Annotated in this window: 12 protein-coding genes; 3 read left to right on the top strand and 9 right to left on the bottom strand. The window is 68.6% G+C overall.

Annotated features, from left to right (window positions below):
- Nucleotide 1 precedes the first annotated feature (1 nt).
- From ACEWX3_RS06470 to ACEWX3_RS06480, 3 genes are read left to right on the top strand one after another with little or no spacing between them, the layout of a single operon-like run.
- Complete coding sequence (locus ACEWX3_RS06470) at nt 2–868, top strand: alpha/beta fold hydrolase (protein WP_374158991.1); 867 nt, start codon at nt 2–4, stop codon at nt 866–868.
- Between the two features lie 24 nt (nt 869–892).
- Nucleotides 893–2230, top strand: coding sequence for a TrkH family potassium uptake protein (locus tag ACEWX3_RS06475; protein ID WP_374158992.1), 1338 nt, complete (start codon nt 893–895; stop codon nt 2228–2230).
- The gene (locus ACEWX3_RS06480; protein ID WP_374158993.1) at nt 2223–2885 is read left to right on the top strand and encodes a TrkA family potassium uptake protein; all 663 of its coding nucleotides are present in this window, start codon (nt 2223–2225) and stop codon (nt 2883–2885) included. The genes ACEWX3_RS06475 and ACEWX3_RS06480 overlap by 8 nt, the downstream gene beginning before the upstream one ends.
- A gap of 29 nt (nt 2886–2914) precedes the next feature.
- Here the strand turns inward: ACEWX3_RS06480 and ACEWX3_RS06485 are convergent, their stop codons facing one another.
- The 9 genes from ACEWX3_RS06485 to ACEWX3_RS06525 form a co-directional block, all read right to left on the bottom strand.
- Nucleotides 2915–3607 (bottom strand): response regulator, encoded by a 693-nt coding sequence (locus ACEWX3_RS06485; RefSeq protein ID WP_374158994.1) that lies wholly within the window; start codon nt 3605–3607, stop codon nt 2915–2917.
- Nucleotides 3604–6138: a DUF4118 domain-containing protein gene (locus ACEWX3_RS06490; RefSeq protein WP_374158995.1), complete on the bottom strand. Its 2535-nt coding sequence runs from the start codon at nt 6136–6138 to the stop codon at nt 3604–3606. Before ACEWX3_RS06490 ends, ACEWX3_RS06485 begins: the two co-directional genes overlap by 4 nt.
- A gap of 33 nt (nt 6139–6171) precedes the next feature.
- Nucleotides 6172–7032: a potassium-transporting ATPase subunit C gene (locus ACEWX3_RS06495; protein ID WP_374158996.1), complete on the bottom strand. Its 861-nt coding sequence runs from the start codon at nt 7030–7032 to the stop codon at nt 6172–6174.
- Nucleotides 7033–7034: 2 nt separating this feature from the next.
- The gene (kdpB, locus tag ACEWX3_RS06500) at nt 7035–9179 is read right to left on the bottom strand and encodes a potassium-transporting ATPase subunit KdpB (protein ID WP_374158997.1); all 2145 of its coding nucleotides are present in this window, start codon (nt 9177–9179) and stop codon (nt 7035–7037) included.
- Nucleotides 9179–10834 carry a potassium-transporting ATPase subunit KdpA gene (kdpA, locus tag ACEWX3_RS06505; protein ID WP_374158998.1) on the bottom strand — a complete coding sequence of 552 codons (1656 nt, stop codon included), beginning with the start codon at nt 10832–10834 and terminating at the stop codon, nt 9179–9181. The genes kdpB and kdpA overlap by 1 nt, the downstream gene beginning before the upstream one ends.
- A complete protein-coding gene (locus ACEWX3_RS06510) occupies nt 10834–10920 on the bottom strand; it encodes a potassium-transporting ATPase subunit F (RefSeq protein WP_374159802.1) in 87 nt (28 codons plus the stop codon). The genes kdpA and ACEWX3_RS06510 overlap by 1 nt, the downstream gene beginning before the upstream one ends.
- Nucleotides 10917–11021, bottom strand: a complete 105-nt coding sequence (locus tag ACEWX3_RS06515; protein WP_374158999.1) for a potassium-transporting ATPase — start codon at nt 11019–11021, stop codon at nt 10917–10919. Before ACEWX3_RS06515 ends, ACEWX3_RS06510 begins: the two co-directional genes overlap by 4 nt.
- A gap of 370 nt (nt 11022–11391) precedes the next feature.
- Complete coding sequence (locus ACEWX3_RS06520; RefSeq protein WP_374159000.1) at nt 11392–11634, bottom strand: hypothetical protein; 243 nt, start codon at nt 11632–11634, stop codon at nt 11392–11394.
- Nucleotides 11635–11709: 75 nt separating this feature from the next.
- Nucleotides 11710–11979, bottom strand: a complete 270-nt coding sequence (locus tag ACEWX3_RS06525) for a DUF4235 domain-containing protein (RefSeq protein WP_207065865.1) — start codon at nt 11977–11979, stop codon at nt 11710–11712.
- Between the last annotated feature and the right edge of the window lie 79 nt (nt 11980–12058).

Consider the following 12058-nt stretch of genomic DNA (forward strand, 5'->3'; position numbering starts at 1 on the left):
CATGACGAGCCAACCCCCATCCATTCGGGCAGTACGCCGGCGCTTCGTGGAGGCGCGTGGGGTGCGATTCCACGTGTCGGAGGCCGGTCCGGAAGACGGTCGTCCGGTGCTGGCGCTGCACGGTTGGCCGCAGCACCACTGGGTGTACCGGGATTTGCTGGCCGACCCGCCCCCCGGGTTGCGGATCATCGCCCCCGACCTGCCCGGATACGGCTGGTCGGGCCCGGCGCCGCACAAGTGGGCCAAGGAGGACGTGGTCAGTGACCTGGTGGCGTTGATGGATGCCCTCGGTCTGGAGCATGTGTTGCTGGTCGGGCACGACTGGGGCGGTTTCCTTGGGCACCTGCTCACGCTGCGCGTGCCCGAGCGCATCGACGGTTACCTGGCGTTGAACATTGCGCACCCGTGGGTGCCGCCGAAGGTGATGGCGCGGCACGCCTGGCGGTTCCTGATGTATCAGCCGCTGATCGCGATCGCCGGGGTGCCGGTGCAGCGCTACACCGGGTTCCTGGACCGCGCCTACCGGCGTGTGTCGGAGGTCGACGCGGAGACGGCGCGGGTGTATTCCGATCGGTTCCGCGACCCGGTGGTGGCGCGCACCGCCCGCGACACGTACCGCACGTTCCTGGTCCGGGAGATTCCGCGGATGACCCGATCCGGTGAACGGCGCCGGTCGACGGTCCCGACCCGGGTGCTGTTCGGCAAGAATGATGCCGCGATCGCGCCCGAACTGGCCGCGGCCGAGACGGCCCGCGCCGACGACTACACGCTGGAGTTGATCGACGGCGGGCACTTCATCGTCGACGAGCGCCCGGATCTGGTGCGCGACCGGCTGATCAAGCTGGCCGCGGAGGTGCCGGCGAGCTAGGGGCGCGGCGACCGGCAGCGCCTGATGGCCACCAACGATCGATTCCGCCATCCCGGGCTGGTGATCGCGGGCTCGTTCCTCGCCGCCATCGCGCTGGGCGCCGTGCTGTTGTCGCTGCCGATCGCCACAGAAGCCGGTGAGCGGGCCAGCGTGATGGAGGCGCTGTTCACCTCCACATCGGCGGTGTGTGTCACCGGGCTCGTCGTCGTCGACACCGCCACGTACTGGTCGGGGTTCGGCGAGGTCGTCATCCTGGTGCTGATCCAGATCGGCGGGCTGGGCATCATGACCGTCGCCTCGCTGACCCTGGTCCTGCTGTCCCGTCGGCTCGGTCTGCGTGCACGGCTGATCGCCGCCGCGCAGACTCACGCGTTGACGGTGCGCGACATCGGCCGGGTGGTCCGCAACGTCACCCTGTTCGCCGTCGCGAGTGAGCTCGTGGTGGCGGCGGTCCTCACGGTCCGGTTCATGCGCACCACCGACATGGCCTCCGGCGAGGCGCTCTATTATGGTGTTTTCCATGCTATTTCGGCGTTTAACAACGCCGGTTTCGGGCTGTATTCAGACAGCTTGACCGGCTTCGTCGGGGACGCGTGGATCATGCTCACTGTCGCAGGTGCGGTGATCGTCGGCGGTCTGGGGTTTCCGGTGATCTTCGAGCTGGCCAGGGCGTGGCGCAAGCCGAAGTCGTGGTCGGTGACCACGCGGGTCACCGTGTGGGTGACGGTGGCACTGCTCGTGGCCGGCACGGTCGCGCTTGCCTACGTCGAGCACGACAACCCGGATACGTTGGGTGCGTTGCCGCCGAACACCCGGCTGCTGGCCGCCTTCTTCTCCGCGGTGATGCCGCGCACGGCCGGATTCAACGCGATCGACATCGGTGCGATGACACCCGAGGGCCTGTTCTTCACGGACTTCCTGATGTTCATCGGCGGCGGCACCGCGGGGACCGCCGGGGGGATCAAGGTGACGACATTCGGCCTGCTGGCCGTGGTGGTCTGGGCGGAACTACGCGGCGAGGATCGGGTGAATGTCGGTCCACGGCAGATCCCGCCGGACAACCAGCGTCAGGCGCTGGCGGTGGTGCTGGTGTCGGTGTTGTTGGTCGCGGTGTCGACCTTCGTGCTGTTGGCCGAGACGTCGCTGGCGTTCGAAGAAGTGCTGTTCGAGGTGGTCTCGGCGTTCGGCACGGTCGGCTTGTCGACGGGGATCACCGCGGACCTGCCCCAACCTGGTCAACTGCTGCTGATCGTTCTGATGTTCGTCGGCCGCATCGGCCCGATCACATTGGCTTCGGCCTTGGCGCTGCGACAGCGCGGCCGTCGTTACGAGCTCCCGATGGAAAGGATCAATGTTGGCTGACGTCGACAAGGAACCGGTTGTGGTGATCGGGTTGGGGCGCTTCGGAAGTGCGATAGCGCTGGAGTTGACCCGTCGCGGCATCGAGGTGCTGGCCATCGATCAGTCGACCAAGCTGGTGCAGAGCCTGGCCGGGCATCTCACGAGGGTGGTCGCCGCGGACTGCACCGATCTGGACACATTGCGCGAATTGGGCGTCGACGAGTTCTATCGCGCCGTGGTCGCCGTCGGCACCGATATCGAGGCCAGCATCCTGATCACCTCGATGCTGGTGGAGATGGAGGTCGAGGACATCTGGGCCAAGGCGGTCAGCGACCATCACGGCAGAATCCTCGAGCGCATCGGTGCCGGGCACGTCGTCTACCCGGAGCGCGAGGCCGGCCAGCGGGTCGCTCATCTGGTGTCGGGGCAGCTGCTGGACTACATGCAGGTCGATGACGATTTCGCCATCGCCAAGGTGCGTCCGCCGCATCCCTTTGTCGGTACCCCGCTGAGTGAGACCCGGCTGCGGTCGAAGTATCACGTCACCGTCGTGGCGGTGAAGGCCAAGGGTGGTGAATTCACCTATGCAACAGCCGAAACCGAGCTGGCGTACGACGACCTGATCCTGATCAGCGGCCGTGTCGAAGACATCGACCGAGTCGTCGGACTCAGTTGAGCGCAGCCGCGGCGTACGCGCCGCGGGTGTCACGGCTGGAAACGGTAGCCCATGCCGGCCTCGGTGAGCAGATGCACCGGGTGTGACGGGTCGTCTTCGAGCTTGCGGCGCAGCTGCGCCAGATAGACGCGTAGGTAATGCGTTTCCTTGGCATAGGCCGGGCCCCACACCTCTTTCAGCAATTCCTCGCGGCCGACGAGCTTGCCGCGGTTGCGCACCAGCATCTCGAGCATGCCCCACTCGGTCGGGGTGAGGTGCACCTCGGCGCCGTTCTTGACGACCTTCTTCGCCGCCAGGTCGACGGTGAACGACGCGGTTTCCACGACGGGCTGCTCGGTGTCGGTGCCGCTGGCGCCACGGCGCACGGCGGCCCGCAGCCGGGCCAGGAATTCGTCCATGCCGAAGGGTTTCGTGACGTAGTCGTCGGCGCCGGCGTCGAGGGCCTCGACCTTGTCGGAGGAGTCGCTGCGCGCCGACAGCACGATCACCGGGACGGAGAGCCAGCCGCGCAGCCCGGCGAGCACCTCGATGCCCGACATGTCGGGCAAGCCGAGATCGAGGACCACCACGTCGGGTTTGTGTTCGGCGGCGATGTGCAGTGCCGCGGTTCCGGTGGCGGCGACGTCGACGGTGTAGCCGCGCACCGACAGGTTGATCCGCAATGCGCGCAGGATCTGCGGTTCGTCGTCGACGACCAGCACCCGGGTCTTGGGGGGCGTCACGGCTGCGCCCCGGGGGTGGGAGCGGGCAGGTCTATCTCGATGGTCAACCCGCCGCCGGGGGTGTCGGTGGAGGTGATGGTGCCGCCCATCGCTTCGACGAAGCCACGCGCCACCGACAACCCCAGGCCGACGCCGGTGCGGGTGTCGTGGTCGCCGAGCCGTTGGAACGGGGCGAACAGGTCGGCGCCGCCGGGCACGCCGGGGCCTTCGTCGGCGACGGCGATGAGCACCCGGTCGCCGAGCCGGCCCGCGGTGACCCGCACCGGCGCATCCGGGGCGTAGCGCAGCGCGTTGTCCAGCACGTTGGCCAGGACCCGCTCCAACAGTCCGCTGTCGGCGTAGACGACGGTGTCGCCGACGTCCACCTTCACCCGGTCCAGGGTGTCCCTGCCGATGCCCAGCAACGCTCGGGGGACCGCTTCTTCGAGATAGACGCGGCGAAGTTGCGGGCTCACCACGCCTGCGGCCAGCCGTGACGAGTCCAGCAGGTTGCCCACCAGCGCGGTCAGCTGGTCGGTGGATTCTTCTACGGTGGCCAGCAGTTCGGCGGTGTCTTCGGGGGAGAAGCCGACGTCGTCGCTGCGCAGGCTGGACACCGCGGCCTTGACCGCGGCCAGCGGGGTGCGCAGGTCGTGGCTGACGGCCGACAGCAGCGAGCGGCGCAGTTCGTCGGCCTGGGCGATCGCGACGGCCTTGCCGGCTTCTTCGCCCAGCTCCTTCTGCCGGACCAGCCCGGCCGCCTGATTGGCCACCGCCAGAAGCACCCGGCGGTCGCGGGCGGCGAGTTTGCGGCCGGCCATGAGCATGCGGAAGTCCACCGGTTCGTGCTCGGCGCCGACGTCGATGACCGTGTCGGCGTCGTCGACCGTGACGCACGGGTCGCTGCCCGCGCAGCCGACGACGGTCGTGTCGCGCACCAGGCTCACCGAACGCTGGGAGTACGCCTCCCGCACCCGCTCCAGCAGCGTGTCCAGGTCGGCGCCGCGCAGCACCGACCCGGCGAACAGTGCCAGCAGCTCGGCTTCCTGGGCGGCGCGGGACGCCTCCCGGGCCCGGTTGGCCGCGCCGTCGACCAGCGCGGCCACCGCCACCGCGACCACCAGCAGCACCACGATCGTGATGGCGCTGTCCGGGTCGGCGATCGTGAACGTGTGCCGCGGCTCGGTGAGCAGGAAGTTCAGCAGCATGCCCGACAGCACCGCCGAAAGCGCCGCAGGTGCAACGCCTCCCAGCAGCGCCACCACCAGCACGCCGATGAAGAACAATGCGCTCTCCCCGCCGATGCCCAGGAACCGGTCCAGCAGCAGCACCGTGATCGCGCTGATCACGGCGGGCACCGCCAGCGCGGCGAGCCACGACGTGACGTGCCGGTCGCGCGGGGTGAGCCGTGCCCACACCGACTGCCCGCCGGCCTGCTCGTGCGTCACCATGTGCACGTCGATGGTGCCGGAGCGCTGCACGACGGTGGTGCCGATACCCGGGTCGAAGATCCGTGCCCACCGGGACCGTCGGGAGGTGCCCAGCACCAGCTGGGTGGCGTTGATCTCGCGGGCGAAGTCCAGCAGGGCGGCGGGCACGTCGTCTCCGACCACGGTGTGCACCGACGCGCCGAGCGAGGTCGCCAGCTCCCGCACGCGGCCCATCTGCGGGGCGGAGACTCCGGAGAGCCCGTCACCGCGCGCCACGTGCACGACCATCAGCTCGGCCGACGACTTGGAGGCGATCCGAGACGCCCTGCGCACCAGCGTCTCGGATTCGGGCCCGCCGGTGACGGCGACGACGACGCGTTCGCGGGTCTCCCAGGTTTCGGTGATCTTGTTGTCGGCCCGGTACTTCTCCAGGGCGGCGTCGACCTGGTCGGCCAGCCACAGCAGCGCCAGCTCGCGCAGCGCGGTCAGGTTGCCGCGCCGGAAGTAGTTCGACAGCGCGGCGTCGATGCGGTCGGGGGAGTAGACGTTGCCGTGGGCCAGTCTGCGCCGCAACGCTTCCGGGGTGATGTCGACCAACTCCACCTGGTCGGCGGCGCGCACGATGTCGTCGGGCACCTTTTCCTGTTGCTCGATACCGGTGATCTGGGTGACCACGTCGTTGAGGCTTTCCAGGTGCTGGACGTTGACGGTGGTGATGACGGTGATGCCGGCGTCGAGTAGCTCGCGGATGTCCTGCCATCGCTTCGGGTTCCGGCTGCCCGGGGTGTTGGTGTGGGCGAGCTCGTCGACCAGGACCACCTGCGGTCGGCGCGCCAGCACCGCCTCGACGTCGAGTTCGGCGAATTCGCGCCCGCGGTAGGTGATCAGCTTGGGGGCGACGGTCTCGATGCCGTCGAACAGTTCGGCGGTCTTCTTGCGGCCGTGTGTCTCGACCACCGCGGCGACGACATCGGTGCCGCGCTCGAGCCGGCGGTGTGCCTCGCCGAGCATCGCGTAGGTCTTGCCGACGCCGGGTGCCGCACCCAGGTAGATGCGCAGCTCCCCGCGCTTGTCGCGGCGCTCGGACGAGGTCACATGCTCATCATCCACGCCGGGGCCCACCGCGACCGCGAAGCGGCGCCGCAGGCACCGCGCTCATCGGCTCAACCGGTCCAGCGCCAGGTTGAGCTCCAGCACGTTCACCCGGGGCTCACCCAGGAAGCCCAGGGTGCGGCCCTCGGTGTGCTCGGTGACCAACCTGCGGACGTCGTCGACGTCCAGCCCGCGCGCCGCGGCGACCCTGCCGGCCTGCAGTTCGGCGTACTCCGGCGAGATGTGCGGGTCCAGGCCGCTACCGCTGGCGGTGACGGCGTCGGCGGGCACCGCGGGGTCGGCGGGCGCGGACCCGCGGATCGGCACGATCTGACCTGCGCTGTAGTCCTCACCGTCGCGGGCGCATTCGACGCGCACGCCCTCGTAGGTGGCGACGAACGGCGCCGGGGTCGTCGTGCAGGGTTCGTTGACGCTGACGACCCGGGTCGGTTCGGTGACGGTGCCGTCGGCGGCGCGGGGACCGAGCACCGACAGCACAGCCCCGACACCGCCGCCGGTGCAGAACGGTCGCGAGCCGTCGACACCGTTGAGCTCGCCGATCTCGGCGCTGCGCGTGCACACCGTGCTCAACAGGCTGGCCGCCTCGGGGGTGTCGACGACGCTTTCCGGGCCGAGGTTGCTTGCCCCGCTCGACAGCCCGTCGTAGTCCGCGGCCGACGGTCGGCTCTGGAAGTACTGCGGCAACGGGTTGCCGTCGGCGTCGGTGAACGACTGCCCGATCAGGCTGCTGCCCACGACGCGCCCGTCGGCCTCGATCACGGAGCCGCCGGCGCGTTCGGAGAGCCCCGGGAGCGCGGCGATGAGCCACACCAGGGCGGGGTAGGCGAGGCCGAGGACGACGGTGAACACCAGCAGCGCGCGCAGGGCGGCCCAGTGCTGGCGGACGATGCTGGACGGCTTCATGGTCACATTCCCGGGATGAGTTGGATGACGAGGTCGATCGCCTTGATGCCGATGAACGGCGCGATGATGCCGCCGAGCCCGAACAGAGACAGGTTGCGGCTCAGCAGCTTCGAGGCGCTGCTGGGGGTGTAGCGAACTCCGCGCAGCGCCAGCGGGATCAGGGCGACGATGACGAGCGCGTTGAAGATCACCGCGGACAGGATCGCCGACTGCGGGCTGTGCAACCGCATGATGTTGAGCAGGTCGAGCCCGGGGAACAACCCGACGAACAGCGCCGGGATGATCGCGAAATATTTCGCGATGTCGTTGGCCATCGAGAATGTCGTCAGCGCACCGCGCGTGATCAGCAGCTGCTTGCCGATCTCGACGATCTCGATGAGTTTGGTCGGGTCCGAGTCGAGGTCGACCATGTTGCCGGCCTCTTTGGCCGCCGAGGTGCCGGAGTTCATCGCCACGCCGACGTCGGCCTGCGCCAGGGCGGGCGCGTCGTTGGTGCCGTCGCCGGTCATGGCGACGAGCCGGCCACCGGCCTGCTCCTTCTTGATCAGCGCCATCTTGTCTTCCGGTGTCGCCTCGGCCAGGAAGTCGTCCACCCCGGCCTCGTCGGCGATCGCCTTGGCGGTCAACGGGTTGTCGCCGGTAATCATCACGGTGCGGATGCCCATCCGGCGCATCTCGTCGAACCGTTCCCGCATGCCGTGCTTGACGACGTCCTTGAGCGCGATGACGCCGAGGACCCGCGCCGCACCGTCTCTGATCTCGCCGACTGCCAGGGGCGTGCCGCCGGTGGCGGCGACCTCGTCGGCCACCGCGGACACCTCCGCGTCGACGTCACCGCCGTGGGTCGTCACCCATTGCGCGACAGCGGCTACCGCACCCTTGCGCAGCGAGTGGCCGTCGACATCCACGCCGGACATGCGGGTGGTCGCCGAGAACTCGACCCAGGACGCGCCGGTCAGCTCTCCGGGCGTACGTGCCCGCAGCCCGTAGCGCTGTTTGGCGAACACGACGACCGAGCGGCCCTCCGGCGTCTCGTCGGCCAGGCTGGACAGCTGCGCGGCGTCGGCCAGTTCCTCCGGTGAAACCCCCTGCAAAGCAATGAACTCGGCGGCCTGACGGTTGCCCAGCGTGATGGTTCCGGTCTTGTCGAGCAGCAGCGTGTTCACGTCACCGGCGGCTTCGACCGCGCGCCCGGACACGGCGAGCACGTTGCGCTGCACCAACCGGTCCATTCCGGCGATGCCGATGGCGCTGAGCAGCGCCCCGATCGTGGTGGGGATCAGGCACACCAGCAGTGCGACCATGACGATGCCGGTGACGCCGTCGGTGTTGAGCGCCAGGCTGTCCGGGACGCCCGGGTTGTTCGCCTTCGAGTAGATCGCCAGCGGCTGCAGCGTGACCACGGCGAACACGAAGATGATCGTCAGCGACGACAGCAGGATGTTCAGGGCGATCTCGTTGGGGGTCTTCTGCCGGTTGGCGCCCTCGACGAGCCCGATCATCCGGTCGATGAAGCTCTCACCGGGTTTCTGGGTGATCGTGACGACGATGCGGTCGGACAGCACGGTCGTGCCTCCGGTGACCGCCGATCGGTCTCCGCCGGATTCGCGGATGACCGGTGCGGACTCGCCGGTGATGGCCGACTCGTCCACCGAGGCGATGCCTTCGACGACGTCGCCGTCGCCGGGGATGGTCTGACCGGCCTCGACGACGACCACGTCGCCCTGCCGCAGCAGGGGTGCGGCGACCTCTTCTTCGTCCCCGGCGACCCCGGGCGCCCAGCCGGTGAGGCGGCGGGCGGTGGTGGCGGTCTTGGTTTTCCGCAGGCTCTCGGCCTGGGCCTTGCCGCGTCCTTCGGCGACGGCTTCGGCGAGGTTGGCGAACACCACGGTGGCCCAGAGCCATCCGACGATCAGCCACGCGAACCACGACGGGTCGATGACGGCCAGCACGGTGCTCCAGAGCGCGCCGATCTCGACGATGAACATCACCGGGTTGCGCCACAGCGTGCGGGGGTCCAGCTTACGTACCGCATCCGGGAGCGATCCCCACAGCAGACGGGGGTCGAGCACGGCGCTGCGGTGCGCGCCGCGCGACTGCGGTTCGGTGCCGGAGTGGGTCGGGGATTGATCTGTGGCCAGTGTCATCAGTGCAGTCCTTCGGCGAGGGGGCCCAACGCGAGCATGGGCAGGAAGGTCAGGCCGACCAGGATCACCGTCACGCCGGTGACCATGCCGACGAACTGCGGTCGGTGGGTGGGCAGTGTGCCGACCGAGTCCGGGGCCCTGCCCTGCCGTGCGAGCGCACCGGCGAGGGCCAGCGCGACGATGATCGGCAGGAAGCGCCCGCACAGCATCGCGATTCCGAGGGCGGTGTTGTACCAGGTGGTGTTGACGCCGAGTCCAGCGAACGCCGACCCGTTGTTGTTGGCGGCGGAGGTGAACGCGTAGAGCACCTCAGACAGGCCGTGCGGGCCGGTGTTGAGCATGCCGGCGCGCGCGGTGGGCGACGCCATGGCGACCGCGGTACCGGTGAGCACGATCAGCGGGGTGAGGAGGAAATACGTTGCCGCCAGCTTGATCTCGCGCGGGCTGATCTTCTTCCCGAGATACTCGGGGGTGCGGCCTACCATCAGGCCGGCGACGAAGACGGTGATGATCGCCAGGATCAGCATCCCGTACAGGCCCGAACCGACTCCGCCGGGGGCGATTTCGCCGAGCTGCATGTTGAACAGCGTCATCAGGCCGCCGAGGCTGGTGTAGGAGTCGTGGAACGAGTTCACCGCACCGGTCGAGGTCAGCGTCGTGCTGGCCGCCCACACCGCCGACGTCGCCACGCCGAAGCGTTGTTCGACACCCTCGGTGGCGGCGCCGACCGCGGTGGGGACAGTGCCGTGGTGCTGCAGTTGCACCAGCATGGTGAGGCTGACACTCGCCGCGGCGATCAGGCCCATCACCGCGACGATGGCGTAGCCCTGCTTGGGGCTGCCGACCATCCGGCCGAACACCCGCGGCATCGAGAACGCGATCACCAGAAGCAGGAAGTTCTCCACCCAGTTGGTCCAGGCGGTCGGGTTCTCGAACGGGTGTGCCGAATTCGCGTTGAAGAAGCCGCCGCCGTTGGTGCCGAGCTCCTTGATGACCTCCTGGCTGGCGACGGTCCCGCCGGGAATGGTCTGTTGGCTGCCCGCAAGGGTGTTCACCACCTGCTCGTGGACGGAGAAGTTCTGGATGACGCCACCGGCGAGCAGGACGACGGCTCCGATCACCGAGAGGGGCAGCAGGACGCGGAAGGCGCCGCGCACCAAGTCGACCCAGAAGTTGCCGAGTTCGCTGGTGCCGCGGCGGGCCAGACCCCGGATGAACGCGACCGCGACCGCCATGCCGACGGCGGCCGAGACGAAGTTCTGCACGGTGAGTCCGGCCATCTGGACCAGGTGGCTCTGTGTGGACTCGCCGGAATAGGCCTGCCAGTTGGTGTTGGTGACGAAGCTGACCGCGGTGTTCCAGGCCAGCGCTGGGGTCATCTCGGTGGCGGGGTCGGTCAGCGCCCAGGGCAGCCGGTGCTGCACGAGTTGCAGTGTGAACAGCAACAGCACCCCGACCGCGGAGAAGGCGAGCACGCTACGCGCGTAGGACCCCCAGTTCTGTTCGGCCTTCGGGTCGGCGCCGATCAGCCGGTAGACCGTCGTCTCGACGCGCCAGTCGCTGCTGGTGGTGTACACGCGGTGCAGGTAGTCGCCGAGCGGGACATGGACTGCGGCCAGCGCGACGACCAGCGACAGTACGAACATCGCGCTCATCAGAAGCGCTCGGGGAACAGCAGCGTCGCGAACAGGAACACCGTCGCCAGCGCGGCCAGCACTAGGCCGATGATGTTCTGGCTCACAGCTTTTCCAACTTTTCCAGCGCCTTCTGCGCCAGGCCGAACAGGGCGAAGATCGCCACTGTCAGCGCGAGGTAGCCGGCGGCCGACATCAGGGTCGTCACGGGGTATCAGCACTCCTGCGTTCGTTGTCGCGCCCCGTGCTGGGGCAGCGGCCAACGTATGCCCGGTCACTGCAGATAGTGCTGGACCTTGACGGATTCTTGACGGCCCCGGCGAGGGTTTTGACGGTCTGTTTGCGCGCCGTCAAGGAGCCGTCAGGACGGGCGGGTGCTGCGTCAAGAATCCGCAGAGATGACGGTCGGTCGGTTCGTGGGCCCCGTACAGATGGGGATGGTGTTCGTGACAGACGATTCGCGACGAGAGAAGAGGTGCGCGATGGCCGACCTGCTGGCAGTGCTGGTGCTCCTGGCGATTCCAGGCAGCATCCTGCTCACCGTTCGGTTTCTGAACCGCCGCGGCGAGCGCCGGGACTCAGCGCGCTACGACGCCGGCGGCACGGGCGTTGGCGACCATCCGCTCCCAGGCGCATTCGCCGGCGGCCACCACCGCCAGGGCGGTCAGTAACGCGACCGACGACACCGCCCAGTAGAGCGCCGGAGCCACGGCTCCGGGCGTGGCCAGCAACAGGATCGCGAGGCTGCCGGTGAGTGCGAGGAGGGCGCCACACCAGATCCGCTGGGTGGCGGTATTCCGATCGTGCGATGTGTGAGCCATGGTCCCACGGTGCGACACGGGGCTTAGAGACTGCTCACCGGAACCTGTGGATCGGCTATGAGATGGGTGACGATGCTATGTCGGCGGCCGTTCCGCGGTGATGGCCTGGTAGCTGTGCGCACCGGCGCGTTGCACGACGGCACGAACCACACCCCACACCACGCCCTGCAGCGCTGCGGCCACCAAGGCCGAGGTCATGGGTTGCTCGAGGTCCTGCGGATCGGGTGGGTCGTTGTCGTCGATCTGCTGCCAGACGGTGCTGAAGATCTTGCCGGCCAACAAGCCACCACCGATGCTCGCGGCGGTGGACAACGGGATGTAGAGGTTTCTGGAAAGTTTGCTCATTGCCGGCTCCCACAGAGGTGTGATTTCGTCGGGCGACTCGGCGCATACCCGGGCCCCCTGCCGGTCAAACCTGGCTGGC

Origin of the sequence: Mycobacterium sp. G7A2 (assembly GCF_041902445.1) — a bacterium.
Taxonomy (GTDB): domain Bacteria; phylum Actinomycetota; class Actinomycetes; order Mycobacteriales; family Mycobacteriaceae; genus Mycobacterium.

Coding starts and splice junctions, on each gene's coding strand:
- ACEWX3_RS06470 (WP_374158991.1), top strand. CDS start 2: ATGACGAGCCAACCCCCATCCATTCGGGCAGTACGCCGGCGCTTCGTG.
- ACEWX3_RS06475 (WP_374158992.1), top strand. CDS start 893: ATGGCCACCAACGATCGATTCCGCCATCCCGGGCTGGTGATCGCGGGC.
- ACEWX3_RS06495 (WP_374158996.1), bottom strand. CDS start 7,032: ATGAAGCCGTCCAGCATCGTCCGCCAGCACTGGGCCGCCCTGCGCGCG.
- kdpB (WP_374158997.1), bottom strand. CDS start 9,179: ATGACACTGGCCACAGATCAATCCCCGACCCACTCCGGCACCGAACCG.
- kdpA (WP_374158998.1), bottom strand. CDS start 10,834: ATGAGCGCGATGTTCGTACTGTCGCTGGTCGTCGCGCTGGCCGCAGTC.
- ACEWX3_RS06520 (WP_374159000.1), bottom strand. CDS start 11,634: ATGGCTCACACATCGCACGATCGGAATACCGCCACCCAGCGGATCTGG.
- ACEWX3_RS06525 (WP_207065865.1), bottom strand. CDS start 11,979: ATGAGCAAACTTTCCAGAAACCTCTACATCCCGTTGTCCACCGCCGCG.